The sequence below is a fragment of the Haliea atlantica genome, from assembly GCF_054779855.1.
In genome coordinates, this window is sequence record NZ_BAAGXL010000006.1 from 68,604 (window position 1) to 89,783 (window position 21,180).

At 66.9% G+C, this 21,180-nt stretch carries 23 protein-coding genes; 17 read left to right on the forward strand and 6 right to left on the reverse strand.

Annotated elements, in window-relative coordinates; all coding sequences use genetic code 11:
• Position 1: 1 nt before the first annotated feature.
• From ACYVGS_RS06955 to rpoS, 8 genes are all read left to right on the forward strand, one after another.
• Positions 2–307 (forward strand): FtsB/FtsL family cell division protein, encoded by a 306-nt coding sequence (locus ACYVGS_RS06955; protein WP_460587948.1) that lies wholly within the window; start codon positions 2–4, stop codon positions 305–307.
• A complete protein-coding gene (gene ispD, locus ACYVGS_RS06960; RefSeq protein ID WP_460587949.1) occupies positions 300–998 on the forward strand; it encodes an IspD/TarI family cytidylyltransferase in 699 nt (232 codons plus the stop codon). Before ACYVGS_RS06955 ends, ispD begins: the two co-directional genes overlap by 8 nt.
• Before the next feature lie 5 nt (positions 999–1,003).
• On the forward strand, positions 1,004–1,483 hold the full coding sequence (gene ispF, locus ACYVGS_RS06965) for a 2-C-methyl-D-erythritol 2,4-cyclodiphosphate synthase (protein WP_460588151.1): 480 nt from the start codon (positions 1,004–1,006) through the stop codon (positions 1,481–1,483).
• Positions 1,480–2,529 carry a tRNA pseudouridine(13) synthase TruD gene (gene truD, locus ACYVGS_RS06970; protein WP_460587950.1) on the forward strand — a complete coding sequence of 350 codons (1,050 nt, stop codon included), beginning with the start codon at positions 1,480–1,482 and terminating at the stop codon, positions 2,527–2,529. The genes ispF and truD overlap by 4 nt, the downstream gene beginning before the upstream one ends.
• Before the next feature lie 16 nt (positions 2,530–2,545).
• Positions 2,546–3,178, forward strand: a complete 633-nt coding sequence (locus tag ACYVGS_RS06975) for a protein-L-isoaspartate O-methyltransferase family protein (RefSeq protein WP_460588152.1) — start codon at positions 2,546–2,548, stop codon at positions 3,176–3,178.
• A gap of 4 nt (positions 3,179–3,182) precedes the next feature.
• Positions 3,183–4,097: a DUF368 domain-containing protein gene (locus ACYVGS_RS06980; RefSeq protein ID WP_460587951.1), complete on the forward strand. Its 915-nt coding sequence runs from the start codon at positions 3,183–3,185 to the stop codon at positions 4,095–4,097.
• Positions 4,094–5,053, forward strand: a complete 960-nt coding sequence (locus ACYVGS_RS06985) for a M23 peptidase family protein (protein ID WP_460587952.1) — start codon at positions 4,094–4,096, stop codon at positions 5,051–5,053. The genes ACYVGS_RS06980 and ACYVGS_RS06985 overlap by 4 nt, the downstream gene beginning before the upstream one ends.
• 101 nt (positions 5,054–5,154) lie before the next feature.
• Positions 5,155–6,240 carry an RNA polymerase sigma factor RpoS gene (gene rpoS, locus ACYVGS_RS06990; RefSeq protein ID WP_460587953.1) on the forward strand — a complete coding sequence of 362 codons (1,086 nt, stop codon included), beginning with the start codon at positions 5,155–5,157 and terminating at the stop codon, positions 6,238–6,240.
• Positions 6,241–6,254: 14 nt separating this feature from the next.
• Here rpoS and fdxA read toward each other — a convergent pair whose 3' ends face one another.
• Positions 6,255–6,578 carry a ferredoxin family protein gene (gene fdxA / locus ACYVGS_RS06995; protein WP_460587954.1) on the reverse strand — a complete coding sequence of 108 codons (324 nt, stop codon included), beginning with the start codon at positions 6,576–6,578 and terminating at the stop codon, positions 6,255–6,257.
• A gap of 99 nt (positions 6,579–6,677) precedes the next feature.
• Positions 6,678–9,221, reverse strand: coding sequence for a DNA mismatch repair protein MutS (gene mutS / locus ACYVGS_RS07000; RefSeq protein ID WP_460588153.1), 2,544 nt, complete (start codon positions 9,219–9,221; stop codon positions 6,678–6,680).
• A gap of 226 nt (positions 9,222–9,447) precedes the next feature.
• Here mutS and ACYVGS_RS07005 point away from each other — a divergent pair, with 226 nt between their 5' ends.
• On the forward strand, positions 9,448–9,774 hold the full coding sequence (locus ACYVGS_RS07005; protein ID WP_460587955.1) for a hypothetical protein: 327 nt from the start codon (positions 9,448–9,450) through the stop codon (positions 9,772–9,774).
• A 66-nt stretch (positions 9,775–9,840) separates the two neighbouring features.
• Positions 9,841–10,755 carry a protein translocase subunit SecF gene (gene secF, locus ACYVGS_RS07010; protein ID WP_460588154.1) on the forward strand — a complete coding sequence of 305 codons (915 nt, stop codon included), beginning with the start codon at positions 9,841–9,843 and terminating at the stop codon, positions 10,753–10,755.
• Positions 10,756–10,799: 44 nt separating this feature from the next.
• On the opposite strand, the gene ACYVGS_RS07015 is transcribed toward secF, so the two are convergent.
• Positions 10,800–11,597, reverse strand: a complete 798-nt coding sequence (locus ACYVGS_RS07015; RefSeq protein WP_460587956.1) for a hypothetical protein — start codon at positions 11,595–11,597, stop codon at positions 10,800–10,802.
• Positions 11,598–11,685: 88 nt separating this feature from the next.
• On the opposite strand from ACYVGS_RS07015, the gene ACYVGS_RS07020 reads away from it, so the two are divergent.
• From ACYVGS_RS07020 to ACYVGS_RS07030, 3 genes are all read left to right on the forward strand, one after another.
• Positions 11,686–12,345, forward strand: coding sequence for a Fe2+-dependent dioxygenase (locus tag ACYVGS_RS07020; protein WP_460587957.1), 660 nt, complete (start codon positions 11,686–11,688; stop codon positions 12,343–12,345).
• 154 nt (positions 12,346–12,499) lie between these two features.
• Positions 12,500–14,314: a DEAD/DEAH box helicase gene (locus tag ACYVGS_RS07025; RefSeq protein WP_460587958.1), complete on the forward strand. Its 1,815-nt coding sequence runs from the start codon at positions 12,500–12,502 to the stop codon at positions 14,312–14,314.
• Entirely contained in the window at positions 14,311–15,168 is an 858-nt protein-coding gene (locus ACYVGS_RS07030) for a PA4780 family RIO1-like protein kinase (protein WP_460587959.1), read from the forward strand. The genes ACYVGS_RS07025 and ACYVGS_RS07030 overlap by 4 nt, the downstream gene beginning before the upstream one ends.
• Before the next feature lie 24 nt (positions 15,169–15,192).
• Here ACYVGS_RS07030 and ACYVGS_RS07035 read toward each other — a convergent pair whose 3' ends face one another.
• Complete coding sequence (locus ACYVGS_RS07035) at positions 15,193–15,660, reverse strand: universal stress protein (RefSeq protein ID WP_460587960.1); 468 nt, start codon at positions 15,658–15,660, stop codon at positions 15,193–15,195.
• Positions 15,632–17,254 (reverse strand): BCCT family transporter, encoded by a 1,623-nt coding sequence (locus ACYVGS_RS07040; protein ID WP_460587961.1) that lies wholly within the window; start codon positions 17,252–17,254, stop codon positions 15,632–15,634. The genes ACYVGS_RS07035 and ACYVGS_RS07040 overlap by 29 nt, the downstream gene beginning before the upstream one ends.
• Positions 17,255–17,397: 143 nt before the next feature.
• Here ACYVGS_RS07040 and minC point away from each other — a divergent pair, with 143 nt between their 5' ends.
• The 3 genes from minC to minE are packed head-to-tail and all read left to right on the forward strand — an operon-like array spanning position 17,398 to position 19,293.
• A complete protein-coding gene (minC, locus tag ACYVGS_RS07045; RefSeq protein WP_460587962.1) occupies positions 17,398–18,180 on the forward strand; it encodes a septum site-determining protein MinC in 783 nt (260 codons plus the stop codon).
• 49 nt (positions 18,181–18,229) lie between these two features.
• A complete protein-coding gene (gene minD, locus ACYVGS_RS07050) occupies positions 18,230–19,042 on the forward strand; it encodes a septum site-determining protein MinD (protein ID WP_460587963.1) in 813 nt (270 codons plus the stop codon).
• On the forward strand, positions 19,042–19,293 hold the full coding sequence (minE, locus tag ACYVGS_RS07055) for a cell division topological specificity factor MinE (RefSeq protein WP_460587964.1): 252 nt from the start codon (positions 19,042–19,044) through the stop codon (positions 19,291–19,293). Before minD ends, minE begins: the two co-directional genes overlap by 1 nt.
• Positions 19,294–19,342: 49 nt before the next feature.
• Here minE and ACYVGS_RS07060 read toward each other — a convergent pair whose 3' ends face one another.
• Complete coding sequence (locus ACYVGS_RS07060; RefSeq protein ID WP_460587965.1) at positions 19,343–19,804, reverse strand: type III secretion system chaperone family protein; 462 nt, start codon at positions 19,802–19,804, stop codon at positions 19,343–19,345.
• Positions 19,805–20,073: 269 nt separating this feature from the next.
• Here ACYVGS_RS07060 and recA point away from each other — a divergent pair, with 269 nt between their 5' ends.
• Positions 20,074–21,117, forward strand: a complete 1,044-nt coding sequence (gene recA, locus ACYVGS_RS07065) for a recombinase RecA (protein ID WP_460587966.1) — start codon at positions 20,074–20,076, stop codon at positions 21,115–21,117.
• The last annotated feature ends 63 nt before the right edge of the window (positions 21,118–21,180 follow it).

Below are 21,180 nucleotides of genomic sequence, written 5' to 3' on the forward strand. Positions count from 1 at the left end.
CATGCGCCTCCTCCTGCTGGGCCTGCTCCTGCTGCTGCTGGTGTTGCAGTACCGCCTGTGGTTTGCCGAGGGCAGCCTGGCGGAGCGCGCACGTCTGCGCGAAGAAGTGGTCGAGCAGGAAGCGCTCAACGCGGAGTTGCGCGCCCGCAATGCGGTGATCGAGCGCGACGTTCTGGAGTTGAAGTCCGGCAAGGAAGGCCTGGAGCAGCGCGCCCGGGAGCAGCTGGGACTGATTCGCGAGGGCGAGGTGTTTTACCAGTTCCAGCAGGACGCGGAACCGGCAGCGGACGCTAACGACGATGAGTGAATCGCGTTGCTGGGGGGTGATTCCCGCGGCGGGCAGCGGCAGTCGCATGGCGGCCGGGCTGCCCAAGCAATATCTCGAAGTGGCCGGCAAGCCACTCATTCGCCACGCCCTGGAAGCCCTGTTGCAGCTGCCGGATATCGCCGGCGTCTGTGTCGCGGTGCAGGCCGGTGACCACCGTGCCCGGGCTTTGGCCAGCGAGCCGCGGGCGAGGCTGATCCACGGTGGTGCGACCCGGGCCGACTCCGTCCTGGCGGCCCTGGGGGCGCTGGCCGAGCAGGCGGCGCCCCAGGACTGGGTTCTGGTTCACGACGCCGCGCGCCCCTGCCTCTCGCAGGATGACCTGCAGGGCCTGGTCGAGCGCGTGCGGTCGACCGCGACCGGCGCGCTGCTGGCGCTGCCGGTAGTGGATACCCTCAAGCGGGTCGATGCCCGGGGGCGTGTCCAGGCCACGGTGCCGCGCGCGGATCTCTGGCGCGCGCAGACCCCGCAGATGTTCCGCCTGGGCGAGCTGAAATTGGCACTGGAGCGCGCGCTGGCCGCCGGCGTGGAGGTGACCGACGAGGCCTCCGCGATGGAGTGGGCCGGTCACCCGGTGCAGGTGGTGGCCGGTAATCCGCGCAATATCAAGGTGACAGTTCCCGCCGACCTGGCGCTGGCCAGGCTCTACCTGACAGAGGCAGCGACAGCATGAGTGACATGCGCATTGGTCACGGCTACGACGTTCATCGCTTCGGTGACGGCGACCATGTGGTGATCGGCGGCGTACGTATCCCCCATAGCCAGGGCTTGATTGCCCATTCCGATGGCGACGTGCTCATCCACGCCCTCTGCGATGCCCTGCTCGGGGCCCTGGGCCGCGGCGATATTGGCCACCATTTTCCCGACGACGATCCGGCCCTGGCCGGGGTGGACAGCCGCCTCCTGCTTCGCCGCGTGGTGGCGGACATGCGGCGTGCCGGCTGGCGATTGGTCAACGCCGACAGCACCGTGATCGCCCAGGCGCCCAAGCTGGCGGGGCACGTTCCGGCCATGCGCGAGCACCTGGCGGCGGACCTGAGGGTGGCGCCGGCGCAGGTCAATATCAAGGCGACAACGACCGAGGGCCTCGGCTTTGCGGGCCGCAAAGAGGGGCTTGCCGCCCACGCGGTGGTGCTGCTGGCGGAGCAGGGGTCGTGAGCGGGCCCTTGCCGCGCGCCCATGGCGAACTGCTGGGTCGCGCCACCCTGCGCGCCGTGCCCGAGGACTTCGTGGTAATCGAGGAACTCGGCTTCGAGCCCGAGGGGGAGGGCGAACACGCCTTTCTCTACCTGGAGAAGCGCGGCCTGAATACCGCCGAGCTGCAGCAGCGCCTGGCCGACCTGAGCGGTATTCCCCTGGTGGATATCAGTTTCAGCGGCCTCAAGGACCGCCACGCCCTGACCCGCCAGTGGTTCAGTGTGCGTCTCGCCGGCCGTCCGGAGCCCGACTGGAGCGCTCTCGAGGTGGCCGGCGAGGTGCGTGTGCTCGACCTGACGCGGCACCCGCGAAAATTGCGTCGGGGCGTGCACCGGGGCAACCGCTTCGAATTGCATTTGCGCGATTGCGATGCGGAGCCCGAGGCCCTGGCGGCGCGCCTGCAGTGCCTGCGCGAGCAGGGCGTGCCCAATTATTTTGGCGAGCAGCGTTTTGGCCGCGGTGGCAATACCGAGCGGCAGGCCCGGGACTGGGCGGCGCGATCCGGCCGCCGGGTCTCCCGGGGGCGGCGCGGCCTCTACCTGTCAGCCCTGCGCGCCAGTTTGTTCAACCGGCTGCTGGCACGACGCGTCGAGGCGGGCAGCTGGAACCAGCTCGAGGCCGGCGATGTCGGCATGCTGCACGGCTCCCGCAGTCTGTTTCCCTGCCCCGAGGTGGACGCCGAACTGGCCCGGCGCTGCGCCAGTGGCGACCTCCACCCGGGGCTGCCGCTCTGGGGGCGGGGCAAAGTGCTCCAGAGTGAAGCCCAGTGGCAGCGGCAGCTGGCCTGGCTCGAGGAAGACCTCGCCCTGTGTCGCTTTCTGGAAGCCCAGGGTCTGCAGCTCGACTGGCGCCGCACCCGCCTGTGGCCGGATGACTTTTCCTGGCAGTTTTGTGATGATGGCGGGCTGAGACTGGGCTTCAGTTTGGGGCCCGGTGGCTACGCCACATCGGTGTTGGCGGAACTGGTGGACTATGGGGACAGGGGCGAGATCAGTGAGCAAGCATGATCTCAGCGGAATCGGCATGACCTCCCAGCGTACCCGGGAGCGCCTGGTGGCGCGTCTGGCGGAGCAGGGCATTCGCAACCAGGCTGTGCTGGATGTGCTGCGCAGCACGCCGCGCCATCTGTTCCTCGACGAGGCCATGGCCCACCGCGCCTACGAGGACATCGCCCTGCCCATCGGCTTTCAGCAGACCCTGTCCCAGCCCTGGGTGGTTGCCCGCATGACCGAGCTGTTGCTGGAACTGGGTCCGCGCAAGCGGGTGCTGGAAATCGGTACCGGCTCCGGCTACCAGACCGCCGTGCTGGCCCAATTGGTGGATGAGGTATTTACGGTGGAGCGCATTCGCCCCCTGCAGGAACGCGCCCGCCAACGCCTGCGCCAGCTCAAACTGCGCAACGTGCGTTACCGGCATGCCGACGGTCACTTTGGCTGGGCCGAGGAAGGCCCCTACGACGGCATTCTCAGCACCGCGGCCCCCGAGACGATTCCGGAGGAACTGCTGCAGCAGCTGGCCCCCGGCGGCTGCCTGGTGATTCCCGTCGGCGGCAGTGCCCAGCACCTGCAGGTTGTCACCCGCAGTCACGAGGGCTTCGATACCCGCATCGTCGACGCGGTGCGCTTCGTGCCCCTGCGTCCCGGCACGGTGAAGTAGCGCGATGACACTCTGGGGGATCTATCTGCGCGGTGCACTGATGGGAGCCGCTGACATCGTGCCCGGCGTCTCCGGCGGCACCATGGCGTTCATCACCGGTATTTACGATCGTTTGCTGGCGGCGCTGCGCTGCCTCGACCTGGTCGCCCTGCGCATGCTCCTGCGCGGTCAGTGGCGCTCCGCCTGGCAGCATGTCGACGGCAACTTTCTGGCCGCGCTGCTGGCCGGCATCCTCACCAGTGTGGTGACCCTGGCGCGGGGGATCAGCTGGTTGCTGGCCCACTATCCGGTGCCCCTGTGGGCGTTTTTCTTCGGCCTGATCCTGGCCTCCGCGCTGGTGGTGCTGCGCCAGGTAGCCTATTGGCGCCCGGGGCAGTGGCTGGCCCTGGGCTCGGGGGCAGGCCTCGCCGCGGTGGTGGCCCTCTCGCCGACCCTGGCGCCCGTGGAGCCAGGCCTGCTCAGTGTCTTCCTGGCCGGGTTTATCGCCATCTGTGCCATGATCCTGCCGGGGATTTCCGGCAGTTTTATCCTGGTGCTGCTGGGAATGTATGCGCCGATCCTGGGCGCGCTGCGCGACCTGCAGCCGGAGGTGCTACTGGTGTTCGCCCTCGGTGCGGGCTCGGGGCTGCTCTGTTTTTCGCGCCTGCTGCACTGGCTGCTGCGCCACTATCACGCCCTGACCATGGCGCTGCTCACCGGCTTCCTGGCGGGCTCGCTGCTGGTGGTCTGGCCCTGGAAGCGCCCCTTGAGCTGGGTGATGGGGAGCGACGGTGAACCGCGCCCGGTACAGGAAGTGCCGGTCTCCCCCGGCGCCTTCGCCGAGTTGGGCGCCGACCCCTATCTGCTGCCCTGCCTGCTGTTGATGGTCGGGGGCTTTCTCCTGGTCTGGTGGCTCGAGCGGCGCTGGGGGCAGTCATGAAGGCGGCGCTGGTGTATCGGCTGCCGGCGCTGCTCGGGCTGCTCTTGCTCGGCGCCTGTGTGGCACATGCGCCGGCACCGATCGAGGATCGGCGCAGCCCCGCACGGGTCCAGGACCCGCGGGAATTCTATACCGTGTCGCCCGGCGACACCCTGTATTCCATCGCCTTCCGCTTTGGCCTGGATTACCGCAGGGTCGCCCGCATCAACGCTATCCCCGCGCCCTATACCATCTATCCCGGGCAGCGCATCCTGGTACGCGGCGCGGAAGATCCGGCACCGCCACCGAAGGCGCCGCAGCGGGTGGCGGTGGCACCGGCCGGCGACTCGCGCCCGGCGCCGGGACAGGTGATTGTGCGCCCGGCGTCCCCCGGGTCGGCGCCGGTCAATAGCGGCGCAGGGCCCGGTTCGGGATTGACACCGGAGCCGATGCCGCGCAGCGGCGATCCCGCTGCGCCGGTGGGGCCAGCCGCGGGTGATTCGCCCGCCCGGGAGCCTGCGGCGGCCACAGCACCCGCCCCGTCTGCGCCTGCCTCGACATCACCGGCGCCGGCCCCGAAACCGGCGCCAAGTCCCGCACCCACGGGTCCCGTGAGTCGCTGGCAGTGGCCCAGTGACGGGCGCGTCACCCGGGGCTTCTCTTCCACGGTGCACAAGGGGGTCGATATTGACGGTCAGCGCGGTGATCCGGTGCGCGCGGCGGCACCGGGACAGGTGGTCTACGCCGGTACCGGCATTGTCGGTTTTGGCGAGTTGATCATCGTCAAGCACGACGACACCCATCTGAGCGCCTATGGTCACAACGACCGCTTGCTGGTGCGCGAAGGGGACAGCGTTGCCGCCGGTCAGCAGATTGCCGAGAAGGGCGATTCGGGCACTGACAGCGTCAAGTTGCACTTTGAAATTCGCCGCGAGGGCAAGCCGGTGGATCCCCTGGGGCTGCTGCCGCGTCGTTGAGGGCCGCGCGGGTCGCGCTTGTCTTGTGATGTGGGTCTGGAGTAGTCTGTCAAGTCGGCAGCAATCAGCTTCAGCCCGAGCACAGCGGACGAGGTGTGGCCATGGACGTCAAAACAACAAGAAGCGGTTCCGGAAAGGCATCCTCATCGCGCGGTGCGCGGCGCAATGGGGGCCCACCCCCCGCCGCCGCTCCCGCCGACTTCGAGCAGGAGGATAGCGAGGAACTGGACGAGGGCTCGGAGGATCAGGGTGCCCTGGCCTTTGGCAGTGATGACAGCGCGAGCAGTCAGGACGCCGAGGCCGATCGCGACGAGCAGGAGTTTGAGCGCGCCCGCAGCGCGCGCTGCCCGGAGAAGTCCCTGGATGCCACCCAGCTCTACCTGAACGAGATTGGCTTCTCGCCACTGCTGTCCGCCGACGAGGAAAAGCACTACGCGCGCCTGGCCCGCAGTGGCGACGAGGCGGGTCGGCGACGGATGATAGAGAGCAATCTGCGGCTGGTGGTCAAGATTTCCCGCCGCTACATCAATCGTGGCCTCACCCTGCTCGACCTGATCGAGGAGGGCAATCTCGGGCTGATCCGGGCGGTGGAGAAATTCGATCCGGAACGCGGGTTCCGCTTTTCCACCTACGCCACCTGGTGGATCCGACAGACCATCGAGCGGGCCATCATGAACCAGACCCGCACCATCCGCCTGCCCATTCACGTGGTCAAGGAGCTCAACGTCTACCTGCGCGCGGCCCGGGAGCTGACCCAGAAACTGGATCACGAGCCCTCCGCGGAGGAGATTGCCCAGACCCTGGACAAGCCGGTGGAGGAGGTCAAGCGCCTGCTGGGCCTCAACGAGCGTGTCACCTCGATCGACCTGCCGGTGGGGCCGGACTCCGAAAAGGCGGTCCTCGAAACCATTGCCGACACCCACGTCTCGGATCCCTCGCTATTGCTGCAGGACGACGATATTCGCGACAGTATCAGTTACTGGCTGGACGAGCTGAGTGAAAAACAGCGCGAGGTGGTGTCCCGGCGCTTTGGCCTGCGCGGTCACGAGAGCAGTACACTGGAGGAGGTGGGGCGTGAGATTGGCCTCACCCGGGAGCGGGTGCGGCAGATCCAGGTGGAAGCGCTGCGCCGCCTGCGCCACCTGATGGAAAACCAGGGGCTGACAGGCGACTCGCTATTCAATTAAGCGCGCGGCGCGCTTCAGCGCTCGAGCAGGGCCAGCTTGTTGGGCTTGCCGGCCCACTCTTCGGCATCCGCGGGTGCGGGCTTCATTTCGGTGATGTTGGGCCAGATTTCCGCCAGTTCGGCGTTCAGCTCCAGGAACACCTGCTGGTCCTCGGGCAGCTCATCCTCCGAGTAGATGGCGTCGACCGGGCATTCCGGCTCGCAGAGGGCGCAGTCGATACACTCATCGGGATGAATGACCAGAAAGTTGGGGCCCTCGTAGAAGCAGTCGACCGGACAGACTTCCACGCAGTCCGTGTGCTTGCACTTGATACACTGTTCACCAACAACGAAGGTCATGTCTGTCCCGCCTCGTTTCCGACCTGACTGAAAGAGGACGCGATTCTACCTCCTGTCGGCCCGCTTTGAAAGGCCGGCAGCGTCCTCCGCGAACTGCCATCAGGGCAGATCGAGCATTTCCCGCAGTGCGTAGAGTGCTTCCTGGGCCTGGCGGGGGCTGAGGTCGTCCAGCGGCAGCTCCCGCAGGCGCTCCAGCGCCGGGTGCTGGTTGCTGGCAAACAGGTCACTCTGGGCCGGTGGCGGTGCCGCGGGGACGGGGGGACTGCCGTCGCCCCGGCTCTGCTGCTCCAGGGCAGCGAGCTTTTCCCGGGCGGCCCGGAGGACACCGTCGGGAATGCCCGCCAGCTTGGCCACCTGCAGCCCGTAGCTGCGATTGGCCGGACCCTCCTGAATATTGTGCAGGAACACCACATGGTCCTGGTGTTCGGTGGCATCCAGGTGCACGTTGGCCATGGTCGGACACTGCTCCGGCAGCGCGGTAAGCTCGAAGTAGTGGGTGGCGAAGAGAGTAAAGGCACGCACCTCCCGGGCCAGCTGGATGGCGGCCGCCCACGCCAGGCTGAGGCCGTCGAAGGTGCTGGTCCCGCGCCCGACCTCATCCATCAGCACCAGGCTGCGCTCGGTGGCGTTGTGCAGGATGTTGGCGGTCTCGGTCATTTCCACCATGAAGGTGGAGCGGCCGCTGGCGAGGTCATCGGAGGAGCCGATGCGGGTGAAAATGCGATCGAGGGGCGCCAGGCGCACGCTGCGCGCCGGCACATAGCTGCCGATATGGGCGAGCAGGGCGATCAGGGCGTTTTGGCGCATGTAGGTGGATTTACCGCCCATGTTGGGGCCGGTGATCAGCAACATGCGCCGCTGCTCGTCGAGCAGGGCGTCGTTGGCGATGAAGGGCTCCTCCAGCACCTGCTCCACCACCAGGTGGCGGCCACCGGCGACCTCGAACACCGGGGTGTCGCTGAAGGCAGGGCGACACAGCTCAAGGCTGTCGGCGCGCTCGGCCAGGCAGGCCAGCAGGTCCAGCTCGGCGACCGCGGCGGCGCAATCCTGCAGTGGCGCCAGCTGATCATTGAGCCGCTCCAGCAGCTCGTCGTAGAGGGCCTTCTCCCGCGCCAGGGCACGGCTCTTGGCCGACAGGGCCTTGTCCTCGAAGGTTTTCAGTTCCGGGGTGATGAAGCGTTCGGCATTTTTCAGAGTCTGGCGGCGCTGGTAGGTGTCCGGTGCCTGCTCCGCTTGCGCGCGGCTGATCTCGATGTAGTAGCCGTGTACCCGGTTGTAGCCGACCTTCAGGCTGCTGAGCCCGGTCGCCTCGCGCTCGCGGCGTTCGATTTCCAGCAGGTAGTCGCCGGCATTGCCGGAGATGCCGCGCAGTTCGTCCAGCTCGGCATCGTAGCCGTCGGCGATAACGCCGCCGTCGCGGATCACCACCGGCGGATTCTCGATCAGGGCGCGCCCGAGCAGCTCGCAGAGGGCGGGGAACTCGCCAGCCTGCTTTGCCAGGCTGGCCAGGTGGCCGGCTTCGCAGCCGCTGAGAATGTCCTGCAACTCGGGCAGCACCCCCAGGGAGCTGGCGAGGCGGGTCAGGTCCCGGGGGCGCGCGGAGCGCAGGGCGACCCGGCTGAGGATCCGCTCCATGTCGCCAATGGCTTTCAGGCTCCGGCGCAAATCCTCGAAGTTCATTGTCTGCAGCAGCCAGGCAATCGCGTCCTGACGCGCTTCCAGGGTAGCGACGTCGGTCAGCGGTCGGTGCAGCCAGCGGCGCAGTAGGCGACTGCCCATGGCGGTGCGGCAGCTGTCCATCACCGCGAACAGTGTGTGCTCCTCGCCCCCCGCCAGGTTGCGGTCCAGCTCCAGGTTGCGTCGTGTCGCGGCGTCGAGGATGACACTTTCCGCGCGGCTTTCATGGGCCAGGCTGCGAATGTGCGGCAGGCTGCTGCGCTGGGTGTCCTTGACGTATTGCAGCAGGCAGCCGGCGGCACCCAGGGCCAGGCCGAGGGTGTCACAGCCAAAGCCCCGCAGGTCGTGGGTCTGGAACTGGTTGTTGAGGGCGCGGCGGGCGCCGGTCTGATCAAACTCCCAGGGCGGCTGCGCGCGGGCGCCGCGGCGGGCGGTGACCAGGGGCAGGCCGATGGATTCCTGGTACAGCAGTTCCGCCGGGTCCAGACGCTGCAATTCGCTGGCCAGGGCCTCCTCACCGCGGACCTCGAGGACCCGGAAGCGGCCGCTGGCCAGGTCCAGGTGGGCCAGGCCGTAGTGGTCCCCGTGATGCGCGAGGGCGACCAGCAGGTTGTCGCTGCGCTCCTCCAGCAGCGCCTCGTCGCTGAGGGTGCCCGGGGTGACCACCCGCACCACCCGGCGCTCCACCGGGCCCTTGCTGGTGGCCGGATCCCCGACCTGTTCACAGATCGCCACCGAGATGCCCGCGCGCACCAGCCGCGCCAGGTAGCCCTCGGCGGAGTGGAAGGGCACACCTGCCATGGGGATCGGTTCACCCGCGGATTTGCCCCGGGCGGTCAGGGTGATGTCGAGCAGTTCCGCGGCGCGGCGGGCGTCTTCGTAGAACAGCTCGTAGAAGTCGCCCATGCGGTAGAACAGCAGGTCCCGGGGGTGCTCTGCCTTGAGGGCGAGATACTGCTGCATCATCGGAGTGTGGTTGGCGGATGAACTCAAGAAAAACGCTTCCTGTCGGCTGAATGACGAGGCGTCATGATACGGGATCCGGTCGCCCGGGCGACAGGGGCGCTGGGCATGTCGCTGTGCCCGCCCGCGTCGGCGCGGGCTTCAGCGGTCCCGTTCTGGCACTAATTCGCTTCCCGCCGGTGCCAGCGCATGGTAAAAAACGTCACCTTCATCCTGTTGTCCGCCGTCGATGACGTTCCTCCCCCTGCGCCGCTGCCTTGCCCCACTGGCACTGATCCTGCTGGTGCTGGCGAACCTGTCGCTGGCCTCGGCAGCATCGCCGGACCAGGTCGACGATGACAGGCAGTTGCGCCCGGCCCTGGATGGCAGCGGCCTGTTCCTGGTGGAGAGCGGGAGCCGGGCCGATGAGCCCCCGGCCCCCGCATTGGCGCCAAGCCTGCGCGCCTCCGTCGACTACCGCCCGATGGCGGTCCCCCGGCCGCGGCCCACCCAGTCCCCCCGTCTGCGCCTGCTGCGTGCGCCTTGCCAGCCCCAGGGTCCGCCCCGACTCGCGTGATTCTTACCGAAGGGTGCGCGCGACTGCAGGGCGCACCAGAGAATGGGATTACTGCGAGACATGACTATGAACATCATCAATTTCATGGGCTGGCGTCGGCTGGCCCTGGGGCTGTCCCTGTGCCTGCTGCTGGCCTCCGTGACATCGCTGGCCACCCGGCAACTGAACTGGGGGCTGGATTTTACCGGCGGCACGCTGCTGGAACTGCACTACAGCGATAGCGCGGATCTGAACGCGATCCGGGAAACCTTGTCCAGCGCGGGGATCGGGGGTGCAGTGGTGGTTGCCTATGGCAGCGATCGCGACGTGCTGGTGCGCCTGCCTGCCGGGACCGGCGAGGCGGGCGTGCCTCGGGTACTGGGGCTGCTGCGGGCCGACGTCGCCGGTGGGGTGGAGTTGCGCCGCACCGAATTTGTCGGCCCCCAGGTGGGCAGCGAGCTGCGCGAGCAGGGCGGCCTGGCCATGGTGCTGGCGCTGGGGCTGATTACGCTCTACATCGCTTTTCGTTTCCAGCTCAAGTTCGCCGCGAGCGCGGTGATTGCCCTGGTGCACGACGTCATCATCACGCTGGGCTTTTTCTCGCTCACCGGCATGGAGTTCAACCTCACTGTGCTGGCGGCCATTCTTGCGGTGATCGGCTATTCCCTGAACGATACCATCGTGGTCTTCGACCGCATTCGTGAAAACTTCCGGCGGCTGCGCAGCGAGATACCGGCGGCGGTGGTCAACATTTCCATCACCGAGACACTGGGGCGTACGCTGATTACCTCCCTGACCACCGTGTTGGTGCTGGTGGCGCTGGCGGTCTGGGGTGGGGACATGATTTTTGGCTTCGCCATTGCCCTGCTGGTGGGGGTCGGCGTGGGGACCTGGTCGTCGATTTACATGGCCTCCAACATCCTGCTGATGCTGGGAGTGTCCCGGGAGGATCTGCTGGTGGCGCGGGAAGCGGGGGAGGAGGGCGGGGACGCACTGCCCTGATCGGAAGCCCCGGCGCCGGGCGAGAAGGCGCCGGGGTGCCGGGGCTACAGGCTGCCGGCGGCAATCTCGATGCGGGCGGAGGCACCGTAGAGCACACTGGCATCGCCGTTCAGACGGGCCTCTGGGACCAGCTCCGGCCACAGGCTGTCGATCTGTTGCAGCTGTTCGCGAACCGCCGCGATGGCCTCCGGGCCGGCGGCCCGCTGGTCGGGAGTCAGGCGGTCCAGGCGCTGCCTCGCCACTTCGGTGAAGCCGTAGGAGTCCTGGTACTCGTGATGGTTGACCACATCCCCCATCTTGACCCCCAGTGCATATTCTTCTGCGGCGGTGCGCGTCATGTAGGCGATGCTCAGCAGTACCGTCTTCAGCGCGGCCTGGTCGAGTTGTTCGGCCTCGGCGATGGCATCGGAGAGGGCCGCGTGCTTTTCCTCTACGGTGGAGAGTGGCGCATCGGCATTGACGCTGTCGCTCAGGGCCGACAGGGTCTCGGCGAAGGCGGGTACGTCGCGGGCCTGCATGGCCGGCACCAGGCTGCTGTAGAGTTCGTCGCCGGGATGCTTCATGTGGGTGCGCGCCATCTCCCGGTGGTCGTGGCGATAGAGCTGCAGGCCGACCCAGAGATGCCCCCGGACCAGCCCCAGCTGCCCCAGGTAACTGACATCGTCCGTGCGCAGATCCACCGACGCCTCCGCGCCTTCGCCTTCACCCCCGAGGGCCGCCAGCTGCAGGGCCTGGCTGCTGCCCGGGGTCCCCTTCTCAACCGGCAGGGCGCTGTGCGCCGATGTTGTCCCGACCATCAGGGCGGCACTCAGCCCCATCCACAATTTGCGACGTTCGTTCATATTCCCCTCTCATCCGGGTTGTGAGATGTCTATAATGCACCTTCGCGAGCCCTGACTGCAAATAACTCTGGTTCTCATTAACATTGCCATGATTCTCCACCTGCCACAGGTCATTGATGCCGCTACCCTCGACGCCATTCGCGACGGGGCGGCGCGCTGCCAGTTTGTCACCGGCGAGACGAGTGCGGGCTGGGCGGCGCGGACGGTCAAGCGCAATGAGCAGGCGCAGCGGGACCGCCACACCGAGACCTTGCTGGACATGGTCGAGCGACACTTGCGCGAACACACCCTGTTTGCCCTGGCGGCGCGCCCCAAGGCCTTTCCGCGACTGATGATCAGCCGCTACCGCGAGGGCATGGCCTACGGCTCTCATGTGGATGACTGCCTGATTGCGGGCCAGCGGACCGATCTGTCCTTCACCCTGGGGCTCACATCCGAGGCGGACTACCAGGGGGGCGAGCTGGTGCTCGAAGACAGCAGCGGCGAGCGTGCCTGGAAGCTGGGCGCCGGGGATCTGCTGCTGTATCCCACGGTCTACCTGCATCGGGTGGAGCCGGTGGTGAGCGGCGAGCGCATCGCCGTTGTGGGCTGGGTGCGCAGCCTGGTGCGCGATGCACAGCAGCGCGCCCTGCTGTTTGAACTGGAGCTGGCCCTGCGCGAGGAATTCTCCGAGCGGGGCAAGTCGCAGCAGTTTGACCGGCTCAGCCTGGTGCGGACCAACCTGATGCGGCTCTGGCTGGAGGATTGAACGCCCCAGTCGGGTAGTATTGCCGCCGCCGGCAGCTTGCCGGTGCAGGAAACGGCCGCGACTGCTATGATAGTCGCATGCGCCGGCATGTGTGCCCGGTCGCCCCCTTCTATCGCCTCTCACTGTCCGCGCAGGTCGCGGTCCGGAAAACTTCATGCCCCAGGAAACACCCGTCGCCCGCTTTGCGGACCTCAACCTGCCCGAGCCGCTGCAAAAGGCCCTGATCGACGTCGGCTACGAAACGCCCTCGGCCATCCAGGCGGAGACCATTCCCCTGTTGCTGACCGGCGCCGACCTGGTCGGTCAGGCCCAGACCGGTACCGGCAAGACTGCCGCTTTTGCGCTGCCCTGCCTGGCGCGGCTGGATCCGCAGCAGTCGGCACCCCAGGTCCTGGTGCTGGCACCCACTCGCGAGCTGGCCCTGCAGGTCGCCGAGGCTTTCCAGAGCTACGCCCGTTACCTGCCGGGCTTTCATGTGCTGCCGCTCTACGGTGGCGCCGACATGCGCACCCAGCTGCGTCAGCTCAACCGCGGCGTGCAGGTGATTGTCGGGACGCCTGGGCGGGTAATGGACCACATGCGCCGCGGTTCCCTCGATCTGGGCAGTCTGCGCACGCTGGTTCTGGACGAGGCCGACGAGATGCTGCGCATGGGCTTTATCGACGATGTCGAGTGGATCCTCTCCCACACCCCACCCGAGCGCCAGGTGGCCCTGTTCTCCGCGACCATGCCCGAGGCCATCCGTCGGATAGCCAAGACCCACCTGCACGAGCCGCGTGAGATTACCGTCAAGGTGAGCTCGGTGACCGAATCGCGCATCCGTCAGCGGGTGTGGATGATGTCGGGCGTGCACAAGCTCGACGCCCTGACGCGTATCCTCGAGGTGGAGGACTTCGACGGCATCATCATCTTCGTGCGTACGCGTATCGCCGCCACGGAGCTGGCCGAAAAGCTCGCCGCCCGCGGATTCGCCAGCGCGGCACTGACCGGCGACGTGGCGCAGGCCCAGCGGGAAAAGACCGTCGAAAACCTCAAGGCCGGGCGCATCGATATCCTGGTGGCGACCGACGTGGTGGCCCGCGGGCTGGATGTGGATCGCATCACCCATGTGATTAACTACGATATTCCCTACGATGTCGAGGCTTATATCCACCGCATCGGCCGTACCGGTCGCGCCGGACGTCACGGCGAGGCGATCCTGTTCGTGGCCAATCGCGAGCGCCGTCTGCTCAAGGCCATCGAGCGCGCCACCGGCCGGCAGATCGAGCCCATGCAGGTGCCGACCTCTCAGGAAGTGACCGACAAGCGCAGTGCCCGCTTCCGCCAGCGCATCACCGAGACCCTCGATGTGGCCGAGCTGGATGCGGCCCGCGAGCTGGTTCAGGGCTATCAGCACGAATTCGGTGTGCCGGTCCTGGAAATCGCCGCGGCCCTGGTGGTACTGGCCCAGGGCAATACGCCCGCCCCACCGGTTGCCGGCACCGAGGTGCCGGGGCGGGGCGCGGCCCCCGGGCGCAGTGATCCGCGGCCACCGCGGGCCCCGCGTCGGGAGCCCGCGGCCGCGGGCGATTCCCGCGCCGCCGCGGCGCCGGTGCAGTCGGGCATGCAGCGTTACCGGGTGGCGGTCGGTCACCAGCACGGGGTCAAACCCGGCAACCTGGTGGGGGCGATCGCCAATGAGGCGGATATCGACTCGGAGCACATTGGCAAGATACTGATCCACGAGGACTACAGTACTGTCGACCTGCCCGAAGGCATGCCGGATGAGGTCTTCCAGCACCTCCAGGGCGTCTGGGTCTCGGGCCAGCGCCTGCAGCTGTCACCCCTGGGCAGTGCCGGCAAGGCGGGGGCCGCCCGCAAGCCCAAGGGCGGCAAGCCCGTGGGCAAAAAGGCCCCGGCGGGCAAGAAGCGGCCCCGGCCGGACGTCGCTGCCTCGCGCCAGAAGCCGGGCAAGCCCACACCGCGATGAAAACCCCGGAGCGCCTGCAGCCGCTGGTCGAATACGGCCTGGTTGACGAGGTGATTCACCCGCTGATGAGCGGGAAAGAAGCGGATGTCTTCGTGGTGCGCCACGGCGGGGAGCTGTACTGCGCCAAGGTCTACAAGGCGGCCCGCCAGCGCAGTTTCCGCCAGGCCGCTCGCTATACCGAGGGCCGCAAGGTCCGCAATTCCCGGCGCGCGCGGGCGATGGAAAAGGGCTCGCGTTACGGCCGTGAACAGCAGGAGGAGGCCTGGCAGAGTGCGGAAGTGAGCGCCCTGTACCGGCTGGCCGAGGCCGATGTGCGGGTGCCGGCACCCCTCGCCTTTGTGGAGGGCGTGCTGCTGATGGAGCTGGTGGTGGACGAGGCGGGCGAAGTCGCACCGCGACTGGCCGAGGTCAGCATGTCGGCGGAGCAGGCGCGGGAGGATTTTGAGCTGATGCTGCGCTACATCACTCGCATGCTCTGCGCCGGCCTGGTTCACGGCGATCTCTCGGAGTTCAACGTGCTGGTCGATGCCGGCGGGCCGGTGATCATTGATCTGCCCCAGGCCGTGGATGCCGCCTCCAACAACAATGCCATGGCCATGTTCGTTCGCGATGTTCGGCGCATGACGCAGTACTACGGGCAGTTTGCCGCCGAGCTGCTGGAAACCCGCTATGCCGAGGAAATCTGGGGGCGTTTCGAGGCCGGCGACCTGGAGCCCGAGTCACCGCTCAGCGGCACCGTCGAGGACGTGCCGCGGGATGCCGATGTCGACGCCGTGATGCAGGAAATCCGCGCGGTGTATCGCGAACACCAGCTGGATCAGGCGCGTCGCCAGCAGGCGGACGAGGAGGGCTGAGGCCGTTCCCGCGGGGGCAGCGGACTAGCTCTGTTTTGCCTCGGCCTGTTCTTCGCGCTCTTCACGGGGAATCGGCGGCAGGATCAGGATCGCGCAGGGCGCGTTGACGCTGACGTACTCGACGGTCGCCTTGCGCAGGGGCCAGTGGCTGCTCGAGCCGCGGGACACCAGCAACAGCAGGTCCACGCCGGTGGAGGCTGCCAACGCCACCAGGGCCTCCCCCGGTGTGCCGGCAACCACGTGCAGGCTCGCCGAGCGGTTCATCGGCAGGTACTTGCGCATCAGCAGGTCCAGCCACTTGCGCACCTCCGCCTCTTTCTCCTCGGGTGTCTCGCTTTCCACGTGCGGAAAGAAACCGGCGCTGCCTGGCTGATAGATGCTCGCCAGGTGCAGTTCGCCGCTCTCCTCCACCAGCTGGCAGGCAGTCTCCAGGGCCACCTTGCCCTCGCCGTCGTCCTCGGGGTCAACCGCGATCAGCAGTTTCCGGTACATGCTGTGCCTCCACAGTGTCGGTGGTCTGGGGGGTGGCTTCCACCTCGGGGTAGACCTGGCCGTGGGCCAGTTCCTGCACGGAGAAGCCGCGATAGTCCGCCCGCAGGGCACGCCCCAGGGATACTGCCATGAATAGCAGCAGTATGCAGAAGGGCAGGCCGAGGGCCGTGATCACGTTTTGCAGCGCGTCGAGCCCGCCGGCCAGCAGGAGCGTGGCGGCGATCAGGCCCTGGGCCGCGGCCCAGAACACCCGCTGGCGCACCAGCGAGGGCTGGTCGTCGCGGCGGGTCAGGGTATCGATCACCAGCGAAGCGGAGTCCGCCGAGGTGGTAAAGAAAATAATGATGATCATCACGCTGAGCAGGGAGGTCAGCGTGGTCAGTGGCAGGGTTTCCAGCAGCACGAAGACGGCCACGGAGGGGTCCTGGTGGACCTGGTCGGCCAGTGCCACGCCGCTCATTTCCGCCTGGATGGCGGAGAGCCCGAAGATCGAGAACCAGACCAGGGTGAACAGGGTCGGTGCCAGCAGCACGCCGCCAATAAATTCGCGGATGGTACGACCGCGGGAGATGCGGGCAATGAACAGGCCGACGTAGGGGGCCCAGGAAATGGTCCAGGCCCAGTAAAAGATGGTCCAGCGCCGTTGCCAGTCGGAATCGGTCCAGGTCTGGGTCCAGAAGGCCAGCCAAGGCAGGTCATCCAGGTAGGCACCGACGGATTCCACCATGCCCTCGAAGATCAGCAGCGACGGCCCGAGCACCGCGATCAGCAGTGCCAGCAGCAGCGCGAGCAGGATGTTCAGCTGCGACAGCCGGCGTATGCCGCTGTCGAGGCCGAGAGCGACCGAAATGCCGGCGATACCCGCAATGACCGTGATCAGGATGACCTGCACCCCGGCGCTGGTGGGCGTACCGAAGAGAAAGTGCAGCCCGCTGTTCAACTGCATTGCCCCGAGTCCGAGGGAGGTGGCGACGCCAAACAGGGTGCCCAGCACGGCGACCACGTCGACCACCTGGCCCAGGGGGCCGTGCACGCGCTCGCCGAGCAGCGGGTAGAGCAGGCTGCTGATGCGCATGGGCAGGGCGTGGCGGTAGGCAAAGTAGGCAATGGCCAGGCCGGGCAGGGCGAAAATGGTCCAGGTGTGCAGGCCGAAGTGGTAGAGCGCCAGGGTCATCGCCTGTCTCGCCGCGTCCTCGGAGCCGGCCTCGACACCGGGGAAGGGCGGGGCGGAGAAGTGGGAGATCGGCTCGGCGACCCCCCAGAACATGAGGATGGTGCCGATGCCGGCGGCAAACAGCATGGTAAACCAGGTGGCATTGCTGTAATCCGGCCGGGCGTCATCCGCGCCCAGGCGAATGCTCCCGTAGCGCCCCAGCGCGAGTGTCAGCAAGTAGACCAGCAGAGCCGTCACCGAGAGAATGTAGAACCAGCCCAGGTATCGTGCGACCCAGCGGGTCAGGCTGCCGAAGAAGGCCGCGACTTCCTGATCCATCGGAATGGCGATGGCGACGAAAATGATGGCGATTGCCGCCGCGCTGAAGAACACGCCGGGAATGGTCTGTAAGCCGAGTGCCCGCTGTAGTCGGTCCAGCAAAGAGTTGCCCCCTTCCGATCGCGACAAAGACCCCTACCCTAACACAGGGAGAGCGTGGAAATCGTCCATCGGCTGACGACTTCCTGGCCCGCATGTGCGAGAATCTCCGGCTTTCAAACCCCAACTGGATCGCTGTTGTCTGCATGTCTGCTACCTCCCCGGCACGTCCCGCCACCGACTCATCCACCGCGACTTTCCGCCTCAAGGGCGGCCTGTTTCCGATGACAGCGCTGGAGCTGGTCGCCTGGGATTCGCAGCGTTTCCTGCAGGATCTGCAGGACAAGGTGGCCGAGGCTCCGGCGTTTTTCCGCGACACGCCGGTGATCCTCGACCTGGACGGGCTCGCCGAAAGCGTTGAGCTGCCACTGAGCGAGCTGGTGGACCTGTGCCGGCGACACGGACTGCTGCCGGTCGGCGTGCGCGGGGGTAGCCCGGGACGCGAGGCGATGGCCCGGGAAGCGGGCCTGGCCTGCCTTCCCGCCAGTCGCGCTCGCGGCGCGCGGTCTCCGCGGGAGCCGGCAGGCGATACCGCGCCGCCGGAAACACCCGAGGCACCTACACCCGCAGCACCTACACCCGCAGCGCTGGAATCCCCTTCTCCGAGCCGGGTGGTCACCACGCCGGTGCGCTCCGGTCAGCAGGTCTATGCGGCGGGTGGCGACCTGATTGTGCTCTCATCGGTATCCGAGGGGGCAGAGGTCCTGGCGGATGGCAATATCCATGTCTATGGCCCCCTGCGGGGGCGCGCCCTGGCCGGTGTGCGCGGGGACAGCCAGGCGCGGATCTTCTGCCAGAGCCTGGAGGCCGAGCTGGTTTCCATTGCCGGTGACTTCAAGCTGCACGACGACCTGCAGGGGCCGCTGTGGAAGCGGCCGGTGCAGATCAGTCTCGATGCGCAGACCCTGCGGGTCGAGGCCCTGGTCTGACCGCCCGGGTCAGTTTTTCATTCATCCAATCGCTACAAGGATCACTTACGTGGCCAGAATCATTGTTGTGACATCAGGAAAAGGCGGGGTGGGCAAGACCACCACCAGCGCCGCCATCAGCAGCGGCCTGGCATTGCGCGGGCACAAGACGGTGGTGGTGGATTTCGATATCGGGCTGCGCAACCTCGATATCATCATGAATTGCGAGCGCCGTGTGGTCTACGATTTCGTCAACGTCATCAACGGCGAAGCCAACCTGCGCCAGGCGCTGATCAAGGACAAGCGGGTCGACAATCTCTATATCCTCCCCGCCTCCCAGACCCGCGACAAGGACGCCCTCACTGTCGAGGGCGTGGAGAAAGTGCTGCAGGACCTGGCGGCGGACGGTTTTGAATATATCGTCTGCGACTCGCCGGCGGGTATCGAGCACGGCGCGTTCATGGCGCTGTACTTTGCCGATACCGCGATCGTGGTGGCCAACCCCGAGGTCTCCTCGGTACGCGACTCGGACCGCATCCTGGGCATCCTGCAGAGCAAGTCCCGCCGCGCCGAGCAGGGCGAGCGGGTGGAGGAGTGCCTGCTGCTGACCCGCTACAACCCGGTACGGGTGGAGCGCGGTGAGATGCTCTCGGTGGAGGATGTCGAGGATATTCTCGCCACCCGCCTGCTGGGGGTGATCCCGGAGTCGGAGTCGGTGCTCAAGGCCTCCAACCAGGGGGTCCCGGTGATCCACGATCGCGAGAGCGAGGCGGGTCAGGCCTACGACGATGCCGTGGCGCGACTGCTGGGTGAAGACCGCGATCACCGCTTTCTGTCACTGGAGAGCCGCGGCCTGTTCAAGCGCCTGTTTGGGAGGAAGTGATGGGGATTTTCGACTATTTCCGCAGCGGCCGGAAGAACACGGCCTCGATCGCCAAGGAGCGCCTGCAGATCATCGTCGCCCACGAGCGGTCCCAGCGCAATCAGCCGGACTGGCTGCCGCGCCTGCAGCAGGAGTTGCTGGAGGTGATCCGCAAGTACGTCGAGGTGGAGCAGGACCAGGTGGACGTGCAGCTGGACCAGAACGGCAATTGTTCGGTCCTGGAGCTGAATATTACCCTGCCCGACCGCTGAGGCCTGCCGCGGCGCGCCGCGCGCGGCGGCCGTGTCCGAGCGGGGCGCTTCAGTGCAAGCGGGTGCTGGGCGCCAGTGGCGCCTGGCTTTCCCCCGCGAACAGATAGTCGAGGCGCAGGCACTCCGTGGCCAGCTCCCGGGTCGCCTGCAGACCCGCGGCGAGGAAATCGGCAAACTGCGCCTGGGTCATGCCCGCGGCGCCGGGATAGATGGCCGAGACCACCAGTTGCGGCGTGGCGTCGTCGACAATGTCCAGGAACAGCTTCAACAGCGGGTAGTCCATGCTCAGGCGGCCGAGGTCCGCGGCAATCGCCATCAGCGCCATCGGCCGCACCTCCAGGCCCGTGGTAAGCAGGACGCCAAAGGGTTCCACCAGCAAGCGGCTGTCCACCACGCCCTCCAGCTGGCGCAGGTCGCTCAGGTGCAGGCCCTCGCAGTGGTCGCAGAGTTCGACGGTGACCCGGGCTTTCTGAAGCCAGTGCTCGAGGGTGGCGCGATCGGGGGTAGGCATGGGGGCGCGTTGCTCTCCGGGACAATCAGGGGCGGCTATTCTACGGCTTGTGGGGCCGGGGCTCCAGTCGGAGTGTCCCGGCCGACCTGTCGCCTTTTCCGGCAGGTCGCTACGCGAAGGATGGAAAACGGGCGTTTTGGGGCTTGCAATCTGTTTCTGATGCACTGAGTATATATACAGTAGTTGGGTCGGGTTGGCGCCGGTCCGGGGGGCACTCCCGGCGCGCCGTTCCCGCCATCATGGCAAACGCTTCCGTAACGAGGTCGACTATGGATCCGAACAAGCAGAAAGCACTGGACGCCGCCCTGGGGCAGATTGAACGGCAGTTTGGCAAGGGTACCGTCATGCGCATGGGTGATACCGAGCGCGTGGCGATACCGGCCATTTCCACCGGCTCCCTGGGGCTCGATATCGCCCTCGGTATCGGCGGTCTGCCCAAGGGCCGCATCTGCGAGATCTACGGGCCCGAGTCGTCGGGCAAGACCACCCTGACGCTGCAGGTGATTGCCGAGGCACAGAAGGCCGGTGGAACGGCGGCCTTCATTGACGCCGAGCACGCCCTCGATCCGATCTATGCGGAAAAGCTCGGTGTGCAGGTGGACGACCTGATCCTGTCCCAGCCGGATACCGGCGAGCAGGCCCTGGAAGTGGCGGAGATGCTGGTGCGCTCCGGCGCTGTCGACGTGTTGGTGGTGGACTCGGTGGCGGCGCTGACCCCGAAGGCGGAAATCGAGGGCGAGATGGGGGATTCCCATGTCGGTCTGCAGGCCCGCCTGCTCAGCCAGGCCATGCGCAAGCTGACCGCCACCATCAAGCAGACCAACTGCCTGGTGATCTTCATCAACCAGATCCGCATGAAGATCGGCGTCATGTTCGGCAATCCGGAAACCACCACCGGTGGCAACGCCCTCAAGTTCTACTCCTCCGTGCGTCTGGATATCCGCCGGATCGGTGCAGTCAAGGAGGGCGACGAGGTGGTCGGCAACGAAACCCGGGTCAAGGTGGTCAAGAACAAGGTCTCCCCGCCCTTCAAGCAGGCGGAGTTCCAGATTCTCTACGGCAAGGGCATCTATCACCTGGGCGAGGTGATTGACTGGGGTGTGAAACTGAACCTGGTCGACAAGTCGGGCGCCTGGTATGCCTACCAGGGCGACAAGATCGGCCAAGGCAAGGCCAATGCCGCGCGCTTCCTGGAGGAAAACCCGGCGATTGCCAGCGAGATCGAAAGCCAGATTCGCAGTCAATTGATGGCCGCCCCCGTGCCCAAGTCCGCGGCAGCGGCCGAGCAGGGCGGTACGGTTGACGCGGAATGAGCCCCGCGGCGTGGCCAGCGGGCGCGGGCGTTCCGCTCAGCCCGCCGCGCTGGCTACCCCCCA

Coding starts and splice junctions, on each gene's coding strand:
- ACYVGS_RS06955 (WP_460587948.1), top strand. CDS start 2: ATGCGCCTCCTCCTGCTGGGCCTGCTCCTGCTGCTGCTGGTGTTGCAG.
- ispD (WP_460587949.1), top strand. CDS start 300: ATGAGTGAATCGCGTTGCTGGGGGGTGATTCCCGCGGCGGGCAGCGGC.
- ispF (WP_460588151.1), top strand. CDS start 1,004: ATGCGCATTGGTCACGGCTACGACGTTCATCGCTTCGGTGACGGCGAC.
- ACYVGS_RS06975 (WP_460588152.1), top strand. CDS start 2,546: ATGACCTCCCAGCGTACCCGGGAGCGCCTGGTGGCGCGTCTGGCGGAG.
- ACYVGS_RS06980 (WP_460587951.1), top strand. CDS start 3,183: ATGACACTCTGGGGGATCTATCTGCGCGGTGCACTGATGGGAGCCGCT.
- ACYVGS_RS06985 (WP_460587952.1), top strand. CDS start 4,094: ATGAAGGCGGCGCTGGTGTATCGGCTGCCGGCGCTGCTCGGGCTGCTC.
- rpoS (WP_460587953.1), top strand. CDS start 5,155: ATGGACGTCAAAACAACAAGAAGCGGTTCCGGAAAGGCATCCTCATCG.
- fdxA (WP_460587954.1), bottom strand. CDS start 6,578: ATGACCTTCGTTGTTGGTGAACAGTGTATCAAGTGCAAGCACACGGAC.
- mutS (WP_460588153.1), bottom strand. CDS start 9,221: ATGATGCAGCAGTATCTCGCCCTCAAGGCAGAGCACCCCCGGGACCTG.
- ACYVGS_RS07005 (WP_460587955.1), top strand. CDS start 9,448: ATGACGTTCCTCCCCCTGCGCCGCTGCCTTGCCCCACTGGCACTGATC.
- secF (WP_460588154.1), top strand. CDS start 9,841: ATGAACATCATCAATTTCATGGGCTGGCGTCGGCTGGCCCTGGGGCTG.
- ACYVGS_RS07015 (WP_460587956.1), bottom strand. CDS start 11,597: ATGAACGAACGTCGCAAATTGTGGATGGGGCTGAGTGCCGCCCTGATG.
- ACYVGS_RS07020 (WP_460587957.1), top strand. CDS start 11,686: ATGATTCTCCACCTGCCACAGGTCATTGATGCCGCTACCCTCGACGCC.
- ACYVGS_RS07025 (WP_460587958.1), top strand. CDS start 12,500: ATGCCCCAGGAAACACCCGTCGCCCGCTTTGCGGACCTCAACCTGCCC.
- ACYVGS_RS07030 (WP_460587959.1), top strand. CDS start 14,311: ATGAAAACCCCGGAGCGCCTGCAGCCGCTGGTCGAATACGGCCTGGTT.
- ACYVGS_RS07035 (WP_460587960.1), bottom strand. CDS start 15,660: ATGTACCGGAAACTGCTGATCGCGGTTGACCCCGAGGACGACGGCGAG.
- minC (WP_460587962.1), top strand. CDS start 17,398: ATGTCTGCTACCTCCCCGGCACGTCCCGCCACCGACTCATCCACCGCG.
- minE (WP_460587964.1), top strand. CDS start 19,042: ATGGGGATTTTCGACTATTTCCGCAGCGGCCGGAAGAACACGGCCTCG.
- ACYVGS_RS07060 (WP_460587965.1), bottom strand. CDS start 19,804: ATGCCTACCCCCGATCGCGCCACCCTCGAGCACTGGCTTCAGAAAGCC.
- recA (WP_460587966.1), top strand. CDS start 20,074: ATGGATCCGAACAAGCAGAAAGCACTGGACGCCGCCCTGGGGCAGATT.